Genomic DNA, 20,579 nt, shown 5'->3' with positions numbered 1-20,579 from the left:
TGATAGTCCATATTCTCGATCGATGACGTTTCGTTCGAGCCGACCCAGGCGTCATGCTTGCCTGTCGACTTGCACCGAGTCGCCCACCCACATTGCGCAATCGGTGTATGTCCTGGCAAGGGTCGCGCCTCCGGCTCACCCTTATTCCTGAGGAGAACTCCGATGACCATTGTCAACGTACAGACCACTGCCGGTTCGTGTGCGGCTACCAAGGCAGCCAACGTAGCGGCCACCTGCTAGGCGCCGAGGGGGAACCATGCTGGATTTTGCGGCGTTACCGCCGGAAGTCAATTCGATCAGAATGTATTCTGGCCCCGGGTCGGGGCCGTTGCTTGCCGCTGCCGCCGCCTGGAATGCCCTGGCCGCTGAAATGCGTTCCGCGGCAACCGATTACGAGTCGGTGCTTCGGGAACTGAGCAGCGCGGGCTGGATCGGTCCGTCGTCGGCGTCGATGATGGCCGCGGCCGCGCAGTATCTCGCGTGGCTCAACGCCACTGCCGCTCAGGTCGAACAGGCGGGCATGCAGGCTAGCGCGGCCGCCACCGCTTTCGAGGCCGCGTTCGGGATGACGGTGCCCCCGCCGGTCGTGGCGGCCAACCGTACTTTGCTGGCGAACCTGGTGGCCTCCAACATCTTCGGGCAGAACACCCCGGCGATCGCGGCCACTGAAGCCCAGTACATGGAGATGTGGGCGCAAGACGCCGGGGCGATGAACGGCTACGCCACCGCATCGAACGCCGCGGCGCAGATGGCACCGTTCACCTCGCCACAGACCAACACCACTCCTGATGCGGTAACCGGGCAAAACGAGGCGGTCTCTCAGGCATTGAATTCGGCTGCCGGGAATACGCAGTCGCTGTTGTCGGGTAATACCTTGTCTACCAACGACGTCAACGCCCTTGCCGCACCGCAGGCGTCGGGATCGCTCTACGATTACCTCACGCAATTCTTCGGCAACACGAACAACACGGCCGCGGGCCAGTTCTTGAGCAGTAACTTCTTCGCCAACTCGATCCTGAACGGTTCGATCGCCGGTGGCCCGTTCAACCCGCAATCCATCATTGGAACGGTCGAGGGCTTCAACTTCCTGCAGACGACGGCCACGACGCTGGGCGGTCTGGACGACTTCACCGCCGGTGCTGAGGCCGCCACCACCGGCCTGACCGCCAACTCGGTGGGGTCGGTGAGCATGGGTGGCGCTTCGGCGGGAATCGGTAACGCGCATCTGATCGGTTCGATGTCGGTACCGCCCAGCTGGAGCAACGCCGCCACGATCAGTGCCGGTCAGGGACCGGCGCCGGTCACCGGGCTCAGTGACATCGGGTCGGCTGGGACGCCGGCCGCGGGTGGGCCGGGCGGGGTAGCCGGCCCCCTGGGTGGCACCGGCAAGCGATTGCGCCGCGCCATCCCCAGGTACGGGTTTCGACCCGTCGTCATGCCGCGCCCGCCGGCCGCCGGATAACAGACTTCAGGAGGAGATGTCATGCTGAACTTTGGGGCGTTACCGCCAGAAGTCAACTCGGCCAAAATGTACGCCGGGCCTGGATCGGGATCAATGCTGGCCGCTGCGGCGGCATGGAACGCGATCGCTGCTGAGATGCGTTCGGCAGCAAGCAATTACGAAGCAGTGATCCGCTCGCTGGTCAGCGAGGGCTGGCTGGGCCCGGCATCGGCGAAGATGGCGGCGGCGCTGCAGCCGTATCTAGAGTGGATGAGCACCACCGCCGCGCAGGCCGAGCAGGCCGGCGCTGCGGCCAACGCGGCCGCTGCCGCCTACGAGGCCGCGTTCGCCGCGACGGTGCCCCCGCCGCTGGTGGCCGCCAACCGCACGCTGCTGGCGAACCTGTTGGCTACCAACATTATTGGCCAAAACAGCGGAGCGATCGCGACGACCGAGGCCCAGTACGGCGAGATGTGGGCGCAGGATGCCTCGGCGATGACCAGCTACACCACGGCGTCGCGGGCCGCCACGCAGATGACGCCGTTCAGCGACCCGCAGTCCGACACCACCCCGGCCGCAACGGCCTTGCAGGCCGACGCGGTGAACAATGCCAATGCCTTGGCTGCTCCGCTGGCCGCCGGCGCGGGGGACAACATATTCACGCCCGGCTCGGGTTCGGACACCACCGGACTTTCGGGGTTGCTGAACATTTTCAGCAATTCGAACCCAAATCTGCTGGGGGCTTTCCTCAACAACAACAGCGTCTCCGGCCTGTCGAACGCCTTCACCACCAACGGCATTTTGAACCCGACGACGATCATCGATCCCGCCGCCACGGCGGCCGCGAACAGCGCCGTACAAAGCGCGACCACCTCGGGCCTCGAGGATCTGGCCGCCGGCCTCGGTGGTGCGGCCGCGGTGTCGTCGACGACGAGCCTGCCCGGCGCGGCCGCAACCGCGGCAGTAGGGCAGGCGAGTCTGGTTGGGGCCCTGTCGGTCCCGCCGACCTGGGCCGGCAGCGGAGCAACCGTCAGCACGGTTGCGGCGACGACTCAGGTCGGAGCCGGGGCGTACCACAGCTTTGGGGCGGCCACCCCGATGGTGATGGAAGAAGCCGGGGCAGTGGGCATGCCGGGGGTGCCGCTGGCCGGTATTCCGGGTGCGCACGAGGATGAGTTCGCTGACCCGATCTACGGGTTCCGGCCCCGCGTCATCGGGCGCCCACCCGCTGCCGGTTAACGACATATGAAGGTCCCACCGTTTCTGGCAAGCGTCGTCACCCTGATCGGCCTGGCCGCACCGGCACACGCCGATCCGGCTGACGACGCCTTCCTCGCGGCGCTCAATAACGCGGGCATCACCTATCACGACCCGGAGCATGCGATCAAGGCCGGCCAAAAGGTCTGCGACCTCGCCAATTCCGGGACGTCTCAGCTCGACATCATCCGCGACATCCGCGATCTCAACCCATCCTTCACCATGGCTAAGGCCGCCCAGTTCGCCAAAGCCGCCGCTATGGCCTACTGCCCAGAACGCCTCTCCACCGACAGCGGCGGCACCAACCCCGGCCCGGGCGGCGCCAGCGGAGGCGGCGGAGGCGGCTAAGCGAGAGCACTTTACTGGTGACCTCTCGCCCTCACAGCAAACCTTCAGAAGTCGATAAGCCTCGTAGCAGTTCTACATGTTTACGTTAGGTGAAATGTAGGGGAGCTCAGTATGGCCATTGCCTATCAATTCGGCGCCGTCGACTGCCATGGGGCGCTGATCCGTGCCCAAACCGCCTCGCCCGAGGCCGAGCCCTAGTCCGGCACCGGGGATGCGCTTGCCGCAGGGGACTTTTGGGACGGCGCCAGGGCAATGGCACACCAGGGGTACATTGCCCACGCCGAGCCGGAATTCCCACACGACATACGCCGCGCGAATGCCGACGGGTGAAAAGTACTAACAGCCGGCCGCAATTCGCAACACACCGAACGTGCTTTGGATGCCGTTTTAGATAAATGCAGCGGTCCATTTCAGCGCTACGCGAGAATTCGATGCGCATGCGCACTATCGGTGGATTTTCGCATATCCACGGACGTTATTCTTGAATTAATTGACGGGACGACGAAATAACTTGCGATCGGGCCGGTAATAGTAGCCTCCGATAACGGGTAACACATGTGCGATTGGCGTTGGTAGGGCGCGGCATTCGCCGGATTCTGAATATCTAGGACGCGCCGGGGACCGTCGCTGGAAGCCGACGATACCTCGTTATACTGCTAGTTCGCTAGCAGCGATGTTAGCTACATCACTTCGATGTTCTCACACGGGCCCCGCATGCGGTGACAGTTCTTCTTTACCGCGCGATTACCGGAAGGGAACGCGTCGCGGGTAGATTCTGATGACAATAATCGCAACATGGGGGCGTGCGCCCGAATCAGGACCGGGCGAGAACATGGGAAATTTTTATCCGGGAGAGTACGAACATGCGGTCGTTAAACACGTGTAATACAAGGCCGATTCGATGTATTTCATTAGAGCTGCGGCGCGTTTGCGGCGAGGGCCGTGAACCCGCGCCTACCATGGCGGCCAAATGAGGGAGCGGAGGTAACGATGTTGGACTTCGGGGCGTTACCACCGGAGATCAACTCCGGTCGAATGTACGTCGGTGCGGGATCGGGGCCGATGTTGGCCGCCGCCGCCGCCTGGGACGAGTTGGCTGCGGAGCTGTTCTCAACGGCGGCGCTGTATGGCTCGACGATCCAAAGCCTCTCTGTCGGGCCGTGGACCGGCCCCTCCTCGATCGCGATGGCCGCCGCGGCCGCACCGTATGTGCAGTGGATGAACGCGACGGGGGCCCAGGCAGAGCAGGCGGGCATCCAGGCCAAGCTTGCCGCAGGCGCTTACGAGGCGGCCTTCGCGGCGACAGTGCCGCCGCCCGTCATCGCGGCCAACCGTTCCCTGCTGGCGACGTTGATCGCGACCAACATCTTGGGGCAGAACACGCCGGCGATCGCGGCCACCGAAGCCCAGTACATGGAGATGTGGGCGCAGGACGCCGCCGCGATGTACGGGTATGCCGGATCGTCGGCGACAGCGTCGCAGCTGCGGCCATTCGCCGAGCCGCCGCAGACCACGAACGATGCCGGCTCGCGGATGCAAGCAGCGGCGATGGCCCAGTCGAGCACCTCGTCGGGCGCCAACTCCGCGACACAGCTCTCCCAGCTGGCGACCGCGGCGCCGGCGGCGACATCGCCCATCACCTTGCCACCGGTGCCGCCGGCCCTGACCGAGTGGAACAACATCTTCGCGACCATCGCCTCCGGCCCGTACTCACTGCAGGGCTTGACTTCCATACCCGGTGGTCCGTTCCTATCGTTCGGTCAGGCCTACGCCTGGGGCCAGAACGGGCAGAGCGCCGCGGCCTACCTGTCCGGGCCGAAGTTCATCAAGGGTGCGTTGGAACCATTGACCAGGGTGCCCAGCGCCGTCCATCCCATGCTGAGCTCCGCGGTCGGCGGCGCGCCGGTGACGGGCTCGATGGGCAGAGCGGCTTTGGTCGGAAGCATGTCGGTGCCACAGGGCTGGACCCAAGCCGCCCCGGCAATCAGAACGCTCGCCACGGTGCTGCCCGCTACCGAGGCCGCTCTACCGGCCGCCTCGCTGGCCGGTGAGGGCGGCGCCTTCAGCCAAATGGCATTGTCCAGCCTGGCGGGACGTGCCATTGCCACGACGTCGACTCATTCGGTGAGCGGCAATGCCGCGACCGCAGCGGCACTGGGTGGTCTCGTCGCCGAAGCCGACCCGGCCGCCGCCACCATCATCGTGATTCCGGAACTGGAGGACTGAACGACATGTTTTACGCAGCCTTTCCACCGGAGTTCAATTCGGGCCGGATGTACAGCGGGCCGGGCGCGGAGTCGTTGGTGACGGCGGCGACGGCCTGGGAGAACCTGGCCGCCGAATTGCAGTCCGCGGCGACCGCCTATTCGTCGGTGGTTTCGAATCTGACCAGTGGGCCGTGGGTGGGTCCGTCGTCGTCGACCATGGCGGCCGCGGCCGCACCCTACGTGGCGTGGATGCAGCAAACCGCGGCCCAGGCCGCCAGAACCGCGACACAATTGACGCAGGCCGCCGCCGCGTACGAAACCGCGTTCGCCGCCCACGTCCCTCCGGCGCTGATCGCGGCCAACCGTGAACTGCTGACCCAGTTGATGGCCACCAATATCTTCGGGCAGAACACCGCGGCGATCGCCGCCACCGAGGCGCAGTACGGGGAGATGTGGGCCCAGGACGGCGAGGCGATGGACACCTACTTCGCCTCCGCGGCGACGGCGTCCGAGTTGACGCCGTTCACCGAGGCGCCGCAGACCACCAACCCCGCAGGCACGGCGATGCAAGCGGCGGCCGCACCAACCGTCGCGGCAGCAGCGGCCGCGGCACCAGCGGCCGCAGCCGCCAGCACGACATCGGGCGGTCCGCTGGCGTTTCTCTCCCAGCTCGCCACCGAGTACACAAACTTCATCAACGGGCTGTTCAACTCGGCCCTCGGGCCGAACGGATCCGCGTGGGTGAACGCCGTGTACAGCGCCCTCAAAGGTCCGGTGAGCTTTACTACGGGGTTCAACGACATCGGGCTGCTGATCAACTTCCCCGTATCGCAATGGCTCAAGTTCGCGCCGCCGGTGGCCTACGGTGCACTCCCCAAAGACGCGTTGGGCGCTGGTCTGGGCGCGTTGGGCTTCACCCGGGGCACCTTGTTCGACGCGATCTCGCCGACCGCGGGTTTCGCTCGGGGCACGCTGGTCGGATCACTGACGGTTCCGCCCAGCTGGGCCTCGTCGACGCCGGCGATCAGAACGGTGGCCGCCGCCTTGACCGCCGCCGGGCCGGAGGCTGTCCCGGCGGCGGCGCTCAGCGAGGGCAGCCTGTTCAGTTCGCTGGGGATGGCGGGAATGCTGGGCAGCGCGCTGGGCGCCGGGGGTCCCACCGTGGTAAACGCCGGTGTCCGCAACCGGATGAAACCGCTCAAAGACCTCAAAGATAAGAACTCGCCGGAGCACCTGAAACGTTTGGTGGCACAAATTTCGGAGAAGCCCGAAACGGTGCAGCATCACAACGTCGATCAGGAAGGTCTCGACGCACTGCTCGAGCAGCTGGCCAAGAAGCCGGGTATTCACGCGGTGCACCTGAAGAAGGGCAAGTCCAAGGTCATCCCGTCCGAAGATGCGCAAATCGGTTGAGCAACAACCTCATTCAAGCACGGAAGAAGGTATCCGATGAAACGGCTATTCGCGGTACTCGGCGTGTTCGCGATGATTGGCTTCGCCGGTTCGGCGTACGCCGAACCGGTGCCGGAACCGGACGGTGACGACGGGGCCTTCCTGGCCACACTGCGCCAGGCCGGCTTCAGCTTTTCCAGCGAAACCTCAGCCGTCGCGGCAGGGCGAGCGGTGTGCTCGTGCCTGAACAACGGCGAGTCCGGCCTAGAGCTCGTGCACGACGTGAAAAACCACAACCCGGGAATGAGCATGGAGATGGCATCAGACTTCGCGCTGATCTCGGCGAAGTTCTATTGCCCTCACCAACTTTCGAAAGCGTGATGCGGTGGCGACCGGCCTGAGGCGTCCGCTGCTGGCGCTGGTATCACCTATACCGACTCGGGTCAGGCCGTCGCATTCGGAAAGGCGGTGTGGGGGAACCTACAGCGCGATAACCCCGGACTGACCACGGACCACGCCACCCTGTTCGTCGGGATAGCGGCGAAGTACTACTGCCCGCAACGGCTCAACAAACCGTCCTCGGCGGGGTAGCAACGCCAACCGCCGGCTGCGCAGAGGTTGCGCGGGAATGTCCACCGGGCAACCGGCATGGCTGGCATCCACCCACTGTTCACCTGCGGGTGGTTAGCTGCCCGCGACCGGCACGGGGGCGTCGCGGCCGTGCCGTCGGGGGAAGGAGTCCGGTATGTCGCAGACGCTGAGCGTCGCCGATTTCGCGCTCCGGCTGGGCGTCGGGGTGGGCTGTGGCGCCCTGGTCGGAATCGAACGGCAGTGGCGAGCACGCCGGGCCGGTCTGCGGACCAACGCGCTGGTGGCCGCGGGTGCCACCTTGTTCGTGCTGTACGCGGTCGCCACCCCGGACAGCAGCCCCACCAGGGTCGCGTCCTATGTGGTGTCCGGTATCGGCTTTCTCGGCGGTGGGGTGATCCTGCGCGAGGGCGTCAACGTCCGGGGCCTCAACACCGCCGCCACCCTGTGGTGCTCCGCGGCGATAGGGGTACTGGCCGCCTCCGGGAACCTGGTGTTCACGTTGATCGCCACCCTCGCCGTCATCACCATCCACGTGGTGGGCCGCCCGCTGGGGCGGGTCATCGACCATGACAACGACACCGAGGAAGACGAAGGCCGTCGACCCTTCCTGGTGCAGGCGATCTGTCGCCCGAAATCCGAGAAGTACGCCCGCGCACAACTAATCCAGCACGCCAGCAGCAACGACCTGACGCTGCGCGGCATCCACACCGGTCAGTCCGACGACGACGAGATCACGTTGACCGCACACCTTCTGGTGGATGGTCATACACCGGCCAAGCTGGAGCGATTGGTCGCCGAGCTCTCCCTGCAGCCCGGTGTTCGCGCGGTGCAGTGGTACGCCGGTAACGAAGCGCAGGCCGACTGACGGCTACGGGCGCGCCTGCAACTCCGGTGCGGCCGCGGCCAACAGCTCGGCGCGGATGCCGGTCAGTGGGGGATAGATCCGCTTGGAGTTGATGGTCTGCTTGGTCGTCTTGGCGTCCGCGCCCGTGGCGACCACCACGCGGTCCCACCCTTCGGTGTAGACCGCGCCGGCCGGTCCTAGATCGAGAACCGTTACATACCAAGGGATTCGAAGGGCAAGCAGCGGCTCGCCGAACAGGTCGCTGATGACGTTGTAGCCGGCATAACGGCCCATCGGCCGCCCATGCTGACACGACATCACCGACAGGTGTTCGTCATCCATGCGGGCCGCGGCCACGTCACCCGCGGCGAAGATCGACCCGACCCCGATCACCCGCAGATAGTCATCGACGAGTACCCGGCCCGAGCGGTCGCGCTCGACCGGCAGTTGATCGGTCAACGAGCTCGCCCTCATCCCGGCACACCACACCACGGTAGCCGCCTCCAGCAGCTCACCCGAGGACAGCGTCACGCCGTTGCGGCCGACCGCGTCGACACCGACCCCAGTCCTCGTCTCAATCCCGTTGTCCGACAGCGCTTTCTCAATCACCGGCCGTGCCGAGGCTCCCATGTCGGAGCCGACCAGTGGATTTCGGTCGACGAGAATCACCCGGGGATTTCCGGGGAGCAACGCGCGCAACCGGTTCGGCAGCTCGCATGCCGTCTCGATGCCGGTCAGCCCGGCGCCGACCACGACGACCGTCGCCGCCGCGGGCGCCGGCGGATCGACGGCTAGCCGTTGCAGATGCCGTTGCAGCGCGACGGCGCCGTCATACGTGTCGACGTCAAAGCCGAACTCCCGCAGCCCCGGCACCGCGGGTTTGAGCACCCGGCTACCCGACGCCAGCACCAGCCGGTCGTAGCCGTACGTCGCACCATCGGCCGTGCCGACAGTGCGTGCTCCGGCGTCGATCGTCGTCACCTCGGTCACGGCGTGGGCCACGCCGGCGGGGTCCAACAGCTCTGCCAGCGGGATGCGGCAGGCACTCAAGTCGGCCTCGTAATTGCGGACCCTGATGTCGTGGAACCCGGTAGCGCTGAGCACGGTGACGTCGACGGCCCCCGCCGGCACCGCGAGCTCGTCGAGTCGTCGGGCAGCACCCAACGCCGCCCATAGCCCCGCGAAGCCGGAGCCGACTACGAGCACCGCGGTCACGTACTCACCGCCTCATTGGTCGGGGTTGCCGGCATCCGCAGCCGACCGTCGTAATCTATCTGTGTGAATGCCGCCACCGGGTTCTGGTTCGGGTTGCCCCCGCAGCTGCGGGACCCGGTGCTGTTCGCGATTCCGTTCTTCCTGCTGCTGCTGATTCTCGAGTGGACCGCGGCGCGCAAGCTCGAACGGCTCGAGGCCGCCGCCGAGGACCCCCGGCCGGCGTCGGGCGCGTATTTGACCCGCGATTCGTGGGCCAGCATCTCGATGGGGCTGGTTTCGATCGCCACCACCGCCGGTTGGAAAACCCTGGCCCTGCTCGGGTATGCCGCGATTTATGCCTACCTGGCACCGTGGCACCTGCGGGTGGACCAGTGGTACACCTGGGTCATCGCGATCGTCGGCGTCGACCTGCTGTACTACGCCTACCACCGCATCGCCCACCGGGTGCGGCTGATCTGGGCCACTCACCAGGCGCATCACTCCAGCCAATACTTCAACTTCGCGACCGCACTTCGCCAGAAGTGGAACAACAGCGGCGAGATCCTGATGTGGATTCCGTTGCCGCTGTTGGGGATTCCACCCTGGATGGTGTTCTTCGCGTTCTCGATCAATTTGATCTACCAGTACTGGGTGCACACCGAGCGGATCGGCAAGCTCGCGCGACCGATCGAGTTCGTCTTCAATACGCCGTCCCACCACCGCGTGCACCACGGCATGGACAAGGTGTACCTCGACAAGAACTACGGCGGCATCTTCATCATCTGGGACCGCCTGTTCGGCAGCTTCCAGGTCGAGCTGTTCCGCCCGCATTACGGGCTCACCAAGCAGGTGGACACCTTCAACATCTGGAACCTGCAGACCCGCGAATACATCGCGATCGGGCGCGACTGGCGCTCGGCGAGCCGGCTGCGCGACCGGCTGGGTTACGTATTCGGACCGCCGGGCTGGACTCCGCGCCCGGCCGCCGCGACCGACGAGTCCGTTCGGTTGGCGACGTCGTCGTAACTGCCGTCCCTGTAACGCCGGCCCCGGCTAGCGCGAAAAGGTCGATGACGAAACAGTAACGACGTAATCTCAACTTGTGGTCGGAGCACCCGCCGGCCTTGACGGAACGGAGTCCGTCCATGGTGCATCGCATGGCACTTCGCGTAGTGGTCGCGGCGATTGCCGCCGTGGCCTTTACACCCGGTTTGCCGGCGGCCACGGCCCACGCAGACCCGGTGGTGGTGTCCCCGGGCATGGAGATCCTGCAGGACAACCGGCTGTGCACCCTGGGCTACGTCGATCAGGCCGCGAGAATCGCGTACACCGCCGGGCATTGCCGCAGCACCGGAAACATCGTCACCGACAGAAACCGCAACCCGATCGGGCATCTCGCAACCTTCCGCGACGACACCCCCAGCGGCTCGACCGTCGCCGTCGACCAGGCCATCAGCGACTACGAAGTGATCGCGCTGGATCCCAACATTGCGCTGAACAACATCCTGCCGGGCGGACGGCCGCTGGTGTCGAGCCCGAACGTCGCGCTGCAGCCGGGGCAAGCGGTCTGCCACTTCGGCGTCTCCACCGGCGAAACCTGCGGGACCGTCGAGGCGGTGAACAACGGCTGGTTCACCATGTCCCACGGTGTCCAGAGCCATCCGGGCGACTCCGGCGGACCGGTGTATTTGGCCTCCGCCGCCGGTCCGGGGCAGATCGTCGGGATCTTCAACAGCATGTGGGGCGACTTTCCCGCGGCGGTCTCGTGGCGGTCCACCTCCGAACAGGTCCACCAGGACATGGCGGGGCAGCTCAACGGCGGCTAGCGCGCGTCACTGTGACCGGAGCACGAACACCGGTATGGACGGGGCGCCCCCGCGAAACTCGTCCTCGCTGGAATCCGGCGTCAGGCCGGCCACATAGCCCTTGACCTGCCAGTACCATCGGTCCAGGTACCGTTTCAGCACCGCGGGTTTGGCCGCATCCTCGACCTCGGTGGCCGTGAGGTGTTTGCGCCGCCACCGCGGCCCCACCTCGACGACGCCGGCGGCACGCACGTTGCGTGCCCACTGGGTATTGCCTCGCGGCGACACGAGATAGTCCACGCCGTCGATGGTCAACAGGTTGATCACCACCGCGCGCGGCTTTCCCGACTTGCGCCCGCGGACGCGCAGCGCCCGGGTCCCCGCGATGCTGACCCCGAGTTCGGCGAGCCATCGGATCACGGCGTTACCGGCACGGGTGACACTGTTGGGTTCCTCGTAGCGGGTGGTGGACATGGTGGATCCTCTCTCGGTCGGCCTGGACGTTCTGAGAGCAGTGCTCTCTTGCATGGTCACGATGACACAACAGTCATCGAAAAACAAGAGCGGTGTTCTCGGTTTGTGCGAGACTGACGACGTGGGCAAACGCCAGGAGTCGCGGGAACAGATCGAGGCGCGCATCGTCGAGCTGGGCCGTCGCCACCTGGTCGATCGCGGCGCGGGCGGGCTGTCGCTCCGCGCGATAGCTCGCGACCTGGGCATGGTTTCCTCGGCGGTGTACCGGTATGTGTCCAGCCGGGACGAACTGCTCACCCTGCTGCTCATCGACGCCTACTCCGACCTGGCCAACGCGGTGGACCGAGCCCGCGACACCGCGGACGAAGTGTGGAGTGACGACGTCGTCGCGATCGCGCGGGCGGCGCGGCGCTGGGCGGTGGAGCACCCCGCCCAGTGGGCCCTGTTGTACGGCAGCCCGGTCCCCGGTTATCACGCGCCCGCGGAACGCACCGGCGGAGTCGGCACCCGCGTGGTGGGCGCCATCTTCGACGCCATCGCCGCCGGGATCACGACCGGCGACATCCGACTGACCAATACCGTTGTCCCGCAACCGATGTCGTCGGACTTCGACCGGATCAGGCAAGAGTTCAGCTTTCCCGGCGACGACGCCGTCATCGCCAAGTGCTTCTTGTTCTGGGCCGGGGTGGTGGGCGCCATCAGCCTCGAGGTGTTCGGACAATACGGCGCCGACACCCTGACCGATCCGGAAGCCGTGTTCAACACCCAGCTCGCGCTGCTGGTGGACATGCTCGTCCAGCACTGACCCGCGGTCGGGTTCTGAATTAGAACATGTTCACCCGGCGCTTCCGGGTGCCGAGCGGCGGATTTCGGCAAAGAATTTCTAGGCCTTTCTGGTGGCCGACAGACTGGGCTATCCTGCCAAACGATGACGCTTGGAGTTCAATCACCGATACAGATCGCCTGGGTTACCCAGAATCTGGATGCCACCGAAACGGCTCTCACCGGCCTGTTAGGCGTCCGGAAGTGGGTGCGGATACCCGACGTGCACTTTGCTCCGGACAGCTGTAGCTACCGTGGCAAGCCGGCCGACTTCATCGCTCACATCTCCTTGAGCTATCTCGGCGACATGCAGCTGGAGCTCATCGAACCAGTCAGCGGGGAGAACATCTATAGTGAATTTCTTCGTGACTGCGGGCCAGGTCTGCACCACATCTGCATGGAGGCCGAAACCCCCGAGAAATTCGACGCGGCACTGGCCGACGCCGCCAATCACGGCGCCGCGGTGGTGCAGCAGGGCGTGATGCCCGGCGGAATCCAATTCGCGTATATCGCGGCGCCACAGGCGGGTGTGCCGTTTGTGGAAATCGCGTACGTCTCGCCCGAGATGAGGGCGTTTTACGACTACATCAAACAGGAGCAAGGGTGAGCACCGAGATTCCAGCAACGGTCAAGGCGGACACAGTGACGTCGTGGTCGGACGACGTCGACGTGCTCGTGATCGGCTTCGGCATCGGCGGTGGCTGCGCGGCAGTGAGCGCGGCAGCCGCCGGCGCGCGGGTCCTGGTCCTCGAGCGCGCCGCTGCGGCGGGCGGCACCACATCGATGGCCGGAGGCCACTTCTACCTGGGTGGCGGGACGGCGGTCCAGCAGGCCACCGGGCATGAAGACTCCGCCGAGGAGATGTACAAGTACCTCGTCGCGGTATCTCGTGAGCCCGACCTGGAGAAGATTCGGGCATACAGCGACGGCAGTGTCGAGCACTTCGAATGGCTGGAGGATCTGGGTTTCCAGTTCGAGCGCAGCTACTTCCCGGGCAAAGCGGTGATCCAGCCCAATACCGAGGGATTGATGTTCACCGGCAACGAAAAGGTGTGGCCCTTCCTGGAGCAGGCGGTGCCGGCACCACGCGGCCACAAGGTGCCGGTGCCCGGTGACACCGGCGGTGCCAGCATGGTGATCGACCTGCTGCTCAAGCGGGCCGCAAACCTGGGCGTGCAGATCCGCTACGAGACCGGCGCGACGGAACTGATCGTGGATGATTCCGGCCCCGAAGCCCGAGTGACCGGGGTGACGTGGAAGCGGTTCACCGAAACCGGTGCGATCAAAGCAAAGACGGTCATCATTGCCGCCGGGGGATTCGTGATGAACCCGGAGATGGTAGCCAAGTACACGCCGAAGCTGGCCGAGAAGCCGTTCGTGCTGGGCAACACCTACGACGACGGCCTCGGTATCCGGATGGGGGTATCGGCCGGTGGCGCCACCCAGCACATGGACCAGATCTTCATCACCGCTCCGCCGTACCCGCCGTCGATTCTCCTGACCGGGATCATCGTGAACAAGCTCGGGCAGCGGTTCGTCACCGAGGATTGCTACCACTCCCGCACGTCCGGATTCATCATGGACCAGCCAGACAGTGCCGCGTACTTGATCGTCGACGAGGCACACCTGGAACATCCGACGATGCCGCTGGTGCCACTGATCGACGGCTGGGAAACCGTCGCCGAAATGGAAGCGGCCCTTGGCATCCCAGAGGGCAACCTGGCCGCGACGCTGGACCGGTACAACGAGTTCGCCGCCAAGGGCGAGGACCCCGATTTCCACAAGCAGCCGGAATTCCTTGCGGCACAGGACAAAGGCCCTTGGGGCGCGTTCGACATGTCATTGGGCAAGGCCATGTACGCCGGATTCACAGTCGGTGGTCTGGCCACCTCCGTGGACGGTGAGGTGCGCCGCGCGGACGGGACCGTGATATCCGGCCTGTACGCGGTCGGGGCCTGTGCGTCCAACATCGCCCAGGACGGCAAGGGCTACGCCAGCGGCACCCAGCTGGGCGAGGGCTCGTTCTTCGGCCGCCGTGCCGGAACGCACGCGGCCCAACAGGCCGCGGGCGCGTAGCGCGCTAAACCGTCGCGGGCTCCTCGCCGACCGGCCCGAGCTGCCAACGGCCGCCGCCGAGCAACTGCAGCTCTTGTTCGTGATGCTGCTCGACGGTGTTGCGGTGGCTGACGCTGACCACGACACACTCCGGAAGTTCGCTGCGCAGTAGTTGATACAGCGCGAATTCCAGCCCCTCGTCGAGCGCGGAGGTGGCTTCGTCTAGGAAGACGGCGCGCGGCTTGGTGAGCAGAATCCGGGCGAAGGCAACCCGCTGCTGCTCACCCGGCGAGAGCACCTTGGCCCAGTCCTGCTCTTCGTCGAGGCGTTGGATCAGCGGGGCCAGCGCCACCTTGGTCAGCACCTCGTGCAGCTCGCCATCGCTGATGTGATCCGGCGAGTTCGGGTAGCACACCACGCCGCGCAGACTGCCCAGCGGCACGTAGGGCAACTGCGAGAGGAACATCGTCGCGTTGTCACCGTCCGGGCGGCACAGTGTTCCCGAGGCGTACGGCCACAATTCGGCCAGACTGCGCAGCAGCGTGGTCTTGCCGGCGCCGGACCGCCCGGTGATCACCAGCGTGTCGCCGGTGTCGAGCTCGATGTCGAGCGAGTCGATCAGCTGATCTCCCGCCGGCGTGCGGACCTCGATACCGGCCAGCTCAACCGCCTTGTCCTGGCTCGGTTTAACCAGCACCGCGGGCAGCGCGCGACCCTGGGCATTGGCGTCGACCAATCCGTGCAACCGGATGATGGCCGCCCGGAACGAGGCGAACGCGTCGTAGTTGTTCCGGAAGAACGACAGCGAGTCGTGAATGTTGCCGAAGGCCGTTGCCGTCTGACCGACATCGCCGAAGTTGATCTTGCCGGCGAACAACCGCGGTGCCTGAATGATCCACGGCAGCGGGACAATCGCCTGCGACACCGACCAGTTCCAGCCGTTGAAGATGATGGTCCGGCGGACGAACTTGCGATAGTTGTCGATGATCGGCGTGAAGCGCCGCCACAACTGCGAGCGCTCCACCCGCTCGCCGCGATAGAAGCCGACCGCTTCCGCGGCGTCGCGCAGCCGCACCAAGGCATACCGGAAGGCGGCGTTGAGTTTCTCGTTGTTGAAGCTAAGCCAAATCAGCGGGCGCCCAAGCCAAATCGCGACGACCGTCGCGATCAGCACATAGACCAGCACCGTCCAGAACATGGCCCGCGGCAACGTGAAACCGAAAAGGGTCAGGTCCCCGGACAGGTTCCACAGGATGGCGGCGAACGAGATCACCGAAGCGACCGCATTCACGGCCCCGAACAGCAGCGTGCTGCCCGTCCCGTTGGACGGGTTGTTCGGGGTGCCGCCGGCGTTCGTGGTGAAGATGTCGATGTCCTGCTGGATACGCTGGTCGGGGTTGTCAATCGTGTTGTCGATGAACAGATCTCGGTAATAGGCCTTGCCGTCCAGCCAGTCGTCGGTCAGGTGAGCCGTCAACCACATCCGCCACGAGATGATGAACCGCTGGGTGATGTAGATGTCGAGCATGAACCGGACGACGTAGAGCGTGGCCAACACGCTGAAAATCAGCAACGACATGTAAAAGCCATGAATACCAGACTGTTTGACGGTGTCATCGCCGGCAGCCGTGCCCTGGACCGCGATCTGCACCGACGTGTACAGGTCGTTGCCCTGGTAACTGAGCAGCACGGTGAGCCGCACGGCAAGCAGCACCGACAGGAGCAGCACCCCCAGTAGCAGCCACACCCTGACACTGGCCGGGCCGACGAAATAGCCGCGGGTGATCCGCCAGAACTGGCGGCCCCAGGGCGTGAAGAACCTGAATGCTGTCAGCACGACGATCAGACACACGGCGCCGACCGCCCAGGCGATCGCGACCCATTGCAACGAGTCCACGAGTGCCGACGACCAGTCGATGGATGGCTTGAATAGCGTGGGACCCAACTTCGACGTCTCCTTGCTATCGAGGCCTCCTGAGGAGCCTCGTGGCGAATGCTTCCCCGCGAAGGTACCCGAGACCGGCGGATAGGCTGCCAGGATGAGCATCGACGCTCCGTCCAGCCAGATTGTCCATGCGGGCCGACTCATCGCCCGGCGGCTCAAAGCCAGCGGTATCGACACCGCCTTCACGTTGTCGGGCGGCCACCTGTTCTCCCTGTACGACGGCTGCCGTGACGAGGACATTCGACTCATCGACACCCGCCACGAGCAGACCGCGGCCTTCGCCGCCGAAGGTTGGTCGAAGGTGACCAGGGTGCCGGGCGTGGCCGCGCTGACCGCGGGTCCCGGTGTCACCAACGGCATGAGCGCGATGGCGGCCGCGCAGCAAAACCAGTCACCGCTGGTGGTGCTCGGCGGCCGGGCACCCGCGCAGCGCTGGGGCATGGGATCGCTGCAGGAGATCGACCACGTGCCGTTCGTGGCACCGCTGGCGCGTTTTGCGGCCACCGCGCAGTCCGCGCAAGACGCGGGCCGGCTGGTCGACGAGGCACTGCGGGCCGCCGTCGGCGCGCCGTCGGGGGTCGGATTCGTCGACTTTCCGATGGATCACGTGTTCGCGGTCTCCGAGGACGACGGCCGACCCGGCGCACTGACCGAGCCGCCCCCATCGCAAGCCCCCGACGGCGACGCGCTGGACCGCGCCGCGGACCTGCTGGCCGGCGCGCGGCGGCCGGTGATCATGGCCGGCACCAACGTGTGGTGGGGACACGCCGAGGCCGCGCTGCTTGGGCTGGCCGAGGAGCGGCGGATCCCGGTGCTGATGAACGGGATGGCCCGCGGCGTCGTGCCCGCCGATCACCCGTTGGCGTTCTCGCGGGCGCGTGCCAAAGCGCTGGGCGAAGCCGATGTCGCCCTCGTCGTCGGGGTACCGATGGATTTTCGGCTCGGCTTCGGCAAGGTGTTCGGACCGGAAACCCAGCTCGTCGTCGCGGATCGGGCCGAACCCGATCGGGCGCATCCGCGGCCGATCGCGGCGGGCCTGTACGGCGACCTGACGGGCATACTCTCGGCGCTGTCCGGGCGCGGCGGCGCCGAGCACGAAGACTGGATCGCCGCGCTGCGGTCGGCCGAGACCGCGGCCCGTGATCAGGAGACCGCCGATCTGGGCGACGACCGAATTCCGTTGCACCCGATGCGGGTGTACGCCGAACTGGCGCCGATGCTGGACCGCGACGCCATCGTGGTCATCGACGCCGGCGACTTCGGCTCCTACGCCGGCCGCGTGATCGACAGCTACCAGCCCGGCTGCTGGCTGGACAGCGGCCCGTTCGGCTGCCTCGGGTCGGGCCCCGGCTACGCCCTGGCCGCCAAACTGGCCCACCCCGAGCGTCAGGTCGTGCTGCTGCAGGGCGACGGCGCCTTCGGCTTCAGCGGCATGGAGTGGGACACCCTGGTGCGCCACCAGGTTCCGGTCGTATCGGTGATCGGCAACAACGGAATCTGGGCGCTGGAAAAGCATCCGATGGAAGCGATCTACGGCTACTCGGTGGTGGCGGAGCTGCGGCCGGGCACCCGCTACGACGAGGTGGTGCGCGCCCTGGGCGGCCACGGCGAGCTGGTCTCGGCGCCCGTCGAGCTGCGCCCCGCGCTGGAGCGCGCGTTCGCCAGCGGCCTGCCCGCGGTCGTCAACGTGCTCACCGACCCGAGCATCGCTTACCCGCGCCGATCAAACCTGGCCTGATTGGTCGGCTTGCCCCCTCGCCGCTGCGCGGCTGGGAGGTACCCCCACCTCACTCCGCGTAGCGGAGTGCATCGTCGCCGACCGGCCTAGCCGGAGGTGTGCTGGTCACCGCGTACCGTTGACCTGTGCCAAAGACAACCCGCACCCAACCGGGCCGCCTGAGCAGCAGATTTTGGAAGCTGCTCGGCGCTAGTACGGAAAAGAACCGCTCGCGCTCGCTCTCGCAGGTCACCGACTCCTCGGAATACGACGAGAAGGCCGCCGGCCTCTCCGACGAGCGGCTGCGCAAGGCCACCGGGTTGCTCAATCTCGACGATCTCGCCGACTCCGAGGACATCTCGCAGTTCCTGGCGATCGCCCGGGAAGCCGCGGAGCGGTCAACGGGCTTGCGGCCGTTCGACGTTCAGCTGCTGGGCGCGCTGCGCATGCTCGACGGAGACGTGATCGAGATGGCGACCGGCGAGGGCAAAACACTGGCGGGTGCGATCGCGGCCGCGGGATACGCGATCGCCGGCCGGCACGTCCATGTCGTGACCATCAACGACTACCTGGCCCGCCGGGACGCGGAATGGATGGGCCCGCTGATCGAGGCGATGGGACTGACGGTGGGCTGGATCACCGCCGAGTCGACGAGCGAGGAACGCCGCGCGGCCTACGACTGCGACGTCACGTACGCCTCGGTCAACGAGATCGGCTTCGACGTCTTGCGGGATCAGCTGGTGACCGACGTCGACGACCTGGTGTCGCCGAATCCCGATGTGGCCCTTATCGATGAGGCCGATTCGGTGCTGGTCGACGAGGCGCTGGTGCCGCTGGTGCTGGCCGGCACCACGCACCGGGAAACGCCGCGGCTCGAGATCATCAAACTGGTCGGCGAGCTCGCGCCGGACATCGATTACGACACCGACTCCGACAGCCGCAACGTGCACCTCACCGACGTCGGCGCACGCAAGGTCGAAAAGGCGCTCGGCGGGATCGACCTGTACTCCGAGGAGCACGTCGTCACCACGCTCACCGAAGTGAACGTCGCGCTGCACGCCCACGTGCTGTTGCAGCGCGACGTGCATTACATCGTCCGCGACGATGCGGTGCACCTGATCAACGCCTCGCGCGGCCGCATCGCGCAACTGCAGCGCTGGCCGGACGGCCTGCAGGCCGCCGTCGAGGCGAAGGAAGGCATCGAGACCACCGAGACCGGAGAGGTGCTCGACACCATCACGGTGCAGGCGCTGATCAACCGCTACACGACGGTGTGCGGAATGACCGGGACCGCGCTGGCCGCCGGGGAGCAGCTGCGCCAGTTCTACAAGCTTGGCGTTTCACCAATTCCGCCGAATACTCCCAACATTCGCGAAGACGAGACCGACCGGGTTTACATCACCGCCGCGGCCAAGAACGACGCGGTCGTCGAGCACATCGCCCAGGTGCACGAGACCGGACAGCCGATCCTGGTCGGCACCCGCGATGTGGCCGAGTCCGAGGAGCTGCACGAGCAGCTGGTCCGCCGCGGCGTGGCGGCGGTGGTGCTCAACGCCAAGAACGACGCCGAGGAAGCCGAGGTGATCGCCGAGGCCGGGAAGTACGCCGTCGTCACGGTGTCCACCCAAATGGCCGGGCGCGGCACCGATATCCGCCTCGGCGGATCCGACGAAGCCGACCACGACCGGGTCGCGGAGCTGGGCGGGCTGCACGTGGTCGGCACCGGCCGCCATCACACCGAACGATTGGACAACCAGTTGCGCGGGCGCGCGGGCCGTCAGGGCGACCCGGGCTCGTCGGTGTTCTTCTCCAGCTGGGAGGACGACGTCGTGGCGGCCAACCTCGACCGCAACAAGTTGCCGGAGCAGACCGACGAGGACGGCCGGATCGTCAGCCCCAAGGCGGCCGGGCTGCTCGACCATGCCCAGCGGGTCGCCGAGGGCCGGATGCTGGACGTGCACGCCAATACCTGGCGCTACAACCAGCTGATCGCCCAGCAGCGCGCCATCATCGTGGACCGCCGAAACACCTTGCTGCGCACTGCAACTGCGCGCGAAGAGCTCGCCGAACTCGCCCCGAAGCGGTATGAGGAGCTGTCGGAGGAAATCTCGGAAGAACGCCTCGAGACGATCTGCCGACAGATCATGCTCTATCACCTCGACCGCGGCTGGGCCGATCACCTGGCCTATCTGGCCGACATCCGCGAGAGCATTCACCTGCGCGCGCTGGGCCGGCAGAACCCGCTCGACGAATTCCACCGCATGGCGGTCGACGCGTTCGCGTCGCTGGCCGCCGACGCGATCGAAGCGGCTCAGCAGACGTTCGAAACGGCCAACGTCCTCGAGGAGGAGCCGGGCCTGGATCTGTCCAAGCTGGCCCGACCGACGTCGACGTGGACCTACATGGTCAACGACAACCCGCTGTCCGACGACACGTTGTCCACCCTGAGCCTGCCCGGGGTATTCCGCTAGACGGCCCCGCGCGGCT

At 66.2% G+C, this 20,579-nt stretch carries 18 protein-coding genes; 15 read left to right on the top strand and 3 right to left on the bottom strand.

Annotated elements, in window-relative coordinates; translation table 11 throughout:
• The first annotated feature begins 256 nt into the window (after positions 1–256).
• The 8 genes from SKC41_RS18655 (at position 257) to SKC41_RS18620 (ending at position 8,101) form a co-directional block, all read left to right on the top strand.
• Positions 257–1,462 carry a PPE family protein gene (locus SKC41_RS18655; RefSeq protein ID WP_330979174.1) on the top strand — a complete coding sequence of 402 codons (1,206 nt, stop codon included), beginning with the start codon at positions 257–259 and terminating at the stop codon, positions 1,460–1,462.
• Positions 1,463–1,483: 21 nt separating this feature from the next.
• Positions 1,484–2,680, top strand: coding sequence for a PPE family protein (locus SKC41_RS18650; protein WP_330979173.1), 1,197 nt, complete (start codon positions 1,484–1,486; stop codon positions 2,678–2,680).
• 6 nt (positions 2,681–2,686) lie between these two features.
• A complete protein-coding gene (locus tag SKC41_RS18645; protein WP_330979172.1) occupies positions 2,687–3,046 on the top strand; it encodes a DUF732 domain-containing protein in 360 nt (119 codons plus the stop codon).
• 990 nt (positions 3,047–4,036) lie between these two features.
• Positions 4,037–5,272, top strand: a complete 1,236-nt coding sequence (locus SKC41_RS18640; protein WP_330979171.1) for a PPE family protein — start codon at positions 4,037–4,039, stop codon at positions 5,270–5,272.
• Between the two features lie 5 nt (positions 5,273–5,277).
• A complete protein-coding gene (locus SKC41_RS18635) occupies positions 5,278–6,666 on the top strand; it encodes a PPE family protein (RefSeq protein WP_330979170.1) in 1,389 nt (462 codons plus the stop codon).
• Between the two features lie 36 nt (positions 6,667–6,702).
• The gene (locus SKC41_RS18630) at positions 6,703–7,026 is read left to right on the top strand and encodes a DUF732 domain-containing protein (RefSeq protein ID WP_330979169.1); all 324 of its coding nucleotides are present in this window, start codon (positions 6,703–6,705) and stop codon (positions 7,024–7,026) included.
• Between the two features lie 87 nt (positions 7,027–7,113).
• Positions 7,114–7,236: a DUF732 domain-containing protein gene (locus SKC41_RS18625; protein ID WP_442931706.1), complete on the top strand. Its 123-nt coding sequence runs from the start codon at positions 7,114–7,116 to the stop codon at positions 7,234–7,236.
• A 154-nt stretch (positions 7,237–7,390) separates the two neighbouring features.
• Positions 7,391–8,101, top strand: coding sequence for an MgtC/SapB family protein (locus SKC41_RS18620; RefSeq protein ID WP_330979168.1), 711 nt, complete (start codon positions 7,391–7,393; stop codon positions 8,099–8,101).
• 3 nt (positions 8,102–8,104) lie between these two features.
• Here SKC41_RS18620 and SKC41_RS18615 read toward each other — a convergent pair whose 3' ends face one another.
• Complete coding sequence (locus tag SKC41_RS18615; RefSeq protein ID WP_330979167.1) at positions 8,105–9,295, bottom strand: NAD(P)/FAD-dependent oxidoreductase; 1,191 nt, start codon at positions 9,293–9,295, stop codon at positions 8,105–8,107.
• A 63-nt stretch (positions 9,296–9,358) separates the two neighbouring features.
• Between SKC41_RS18615 and SKC41_RS18610 the strand changes: the two genes are divergently transcribed.
• Together SKC41_RS18610 and SKC41_RS18605 are read left to right on the top strand one after the other, a co-directional pair.
• The gene (locus tag SKC41_RS18610; RefSeq protein ID WP_330979166.1) at positions 9,359–10,300 is read left to right on the top strand and encodes a sterol desaturase family protein; all 942 of its coding nucleotides are present in this window, start codon (positions 9,359–9,361) and stop codon (positions 10,298–10,300) included.
• Positions 10,301–10,419: 119 nt separating this feature from the next.
• Positions 10,420–11,100 (top strand): Rv1815 family serine proteinase, encoded by a 681-nt coding sequence (locus tag SKC41_RS18605; RefSeq protein ID WP_330979165.1) that lies wholly within the window; start codon positions 10,420–10,422, stop codon positions 11,098–11,100.
• 6 nt (positions 11,101–11,106) lie between these two features.
• On the opposite strand, the gene SKC41_RS18600 is transcribed toward SKC41_RS18605, so the two are convergent.
• Positions 11,107–11,553 carry a nitroreductase family deazaflavin-dependent oxidoreductase gene (locus tag SKC41_RS18600; protein WP_330979164.1) on the bottom strand — a complete coding sequence of 149 codons (447 nt, stop codon included), beginning with the start codon at positions 11,551–11,553 and terminating at the stop codon, positions 11,107–11,109.
• 121 nt (positions 11,554–11,674) lie between these two features.
• Here SKC41_RS18600 and SKC41_RS18595 point away from each other — a divergent pair, with 121 nt between their 5' ends.
• The 3 genes from SKC41_RS18595 to SKC41_RS18585 all read left to right on the top strand — a co-directional run bounded on the left by SKC41_RS18595 (position 11,675) and on the right by SKC41_RS18585 (position 14,451).
• Entirely contained in the window at positions 11,675–12,358 is a 684-nt protein-coding gene (locus SKC41_RS18595) for a TetR/AcrR family transcriptional regulator (protein WP_330979163.1), read from the top strand.
• A 123-nt stretch (positions 12,359–12,481) separates the two neighbouring features.
• Positions 12,482–12,982, top strand: coding sequence for a VOC family protein (locus SKC41_RS18590; protein ID WP_330979162.1), 501 nt, complete (start codon positions 12,482–12,484; stop codon positions 12,980–12,982).
• Positions 12,979–14,451 (top strand): FAD-binding protein, encoded by a 1,473-nt coding sequence (locus SKC41_RS18585; protein ID WP_330979161.1) that lies wholly within the window; start codon positions 12,979–12,981, stop codon positions 14,449–14,451. The genes SKC41_RS18590 and SKC41_RS18585 overlap by 4 nt, the downstream gene beginning before the upstream one ends.
• A 4-nt stretch (positions 14,452–14,455) precedes the next feature.
• Here the strand turns inward: SKC41_RS18585 and SKC41_RS18580 are convergent, their stop codons facing one another.
• On the bottom strand, positions 14,456–16,375 hold the full coding sequence (locus tag SKC41_RS18580) for an ABC transporter ATP-binding protein/permease (RefSeq protein ID WP_330979550.1): 1,920 nt from the start codon (positions 16,373–16,375) through the stop codon (positions 14,456–14,458).
• Between the two features lie 94 nt (positions 16,376–16,469).
• Here SKC41_RS18580 and SKC41_RS18575 point away from each other — a divergent pair, with 94 nt between their 5' ends.
• Both SKC41_RS18575 and secA2 read left to right on the top strand, forming a co-directional pair.
• Complete coding sequence (locus SKC41_RS18575; RefSeq protein ID WP_330979160.1) at positions 16,470–18,113, top strand: acetolactate synthase; 1,644 nt, start codon at positions 16,470–16,472, stop codon at positions 18,111–18,113.
• 125 nt (positions 18,114–18,238) lie between these two features.
• Entirely contained in the window at positions 18,239–20,563 is a 2,325-nt protein-coding gene (gene secA2 / locus SKC41_RS18570; protein ID WP_330979159.1) for an accessory Sec system translocase SecA2, read from the top strand.
• Positions 20,564–20,579 lie beyond the last annotated feature (16 nt).

This window comes from Mycobacterium sp. 050128 (assembly GCF_036409155.1).
GTDB lineage: Bacteria > Actinomycetota > Actinomycetes > Mycobacteriales > Mycobacteriaceae > Mycobacterium.
Note: the sequence above shows the minus strand (reverse complement) of the source record. Positions and strands in the feature narration are given on the sequence as shown.

What these genes read in the sequence shown, in the direction of transcription:
- SKC41_RS18655 (WP_330979174.1), top strand. Translation starts at nt 257, where the DNA reads ATGCTGGATTTTGCGGCGTTACCGCCGGAAGTCAATTCGATCAGAATG.
- SKC41_RS18635 (WP_330979170.1), top strand. Translation starts at nt 5,278, where the DNA reads ATGTTTTACGCAGCCTTTCCACCGGAGTTCAATTCGGGCCGGATGTAC.
- SKC41_RS18630 (WP_330979169.1), top strand. Translation starts at nt 6,703, where the DNA reads ATGAAACGGCTATTCGCGGTACTCGGCGTGTTCGCGATGATTGGCTTC.
- SKC41_RS18600 (WP_330979164.1), bottom strand. Translation starts at nt 11,553, where the DNA reads ATGTCCACCACCCGCTACGAGGAACCCAACAGTGTCACCCGTGCCGGT.
- SKC41_RS18645 (WP_330979172.1), top strand. Translation starts at nt 2,687, where the DNA reads ATGAAGGTCCCACCGTTTCTGGCAAGCGTCGTCACCCTGATCGGCCTG.
- SKC41_RS18620 (WP_330979168.1), top strand. Translation starts at nt 7,391, where the DNA reads ATGTCGCAGACGCTGAGCGTCGCCGATTTCGCGCTCCGGCTGGGCGTC.
- SKC41_RS18605 (WP_330979165.1), top strand. Translation starts at nt 10,420, where the DNA reads ATGGTGCATCGCATGGCACTTCGCGTAGTGGTCGCGGCGATTGCCGCC.
- SKC41_RS18640 (WP_330979171.1), top strand. Translation starts at nt 4,037, where the DNA reads ATGTTGGACTTCGGGGCGTTACCACCGGAGATCAACTCCGGTCGAATG.
- SKC41_RS18650 (WP_330979173.1), top strand. Translation starts at nt 1,484, where the DNA reads ATGCTGAACTTTGGGGCGTTACCGCCAGAAGTCAACTCGGCCAAAATG.
- SKC41_RS18575 (WP_330979160.1), top strand. Translation starts at nt 16,470, where the DNA reads ATGAGCATCGACGCTCCGTCCAGCCAGATTGTCCATGCGGGCCGACTC.
- SKC41_RS18590 (WP_330979162.1), top strand. Translation starts at nt 12,482, where the DNA reads ATGACGCTTGGAGTTCAATCACCGATACAGATCGCCTGGGTTACCCAG.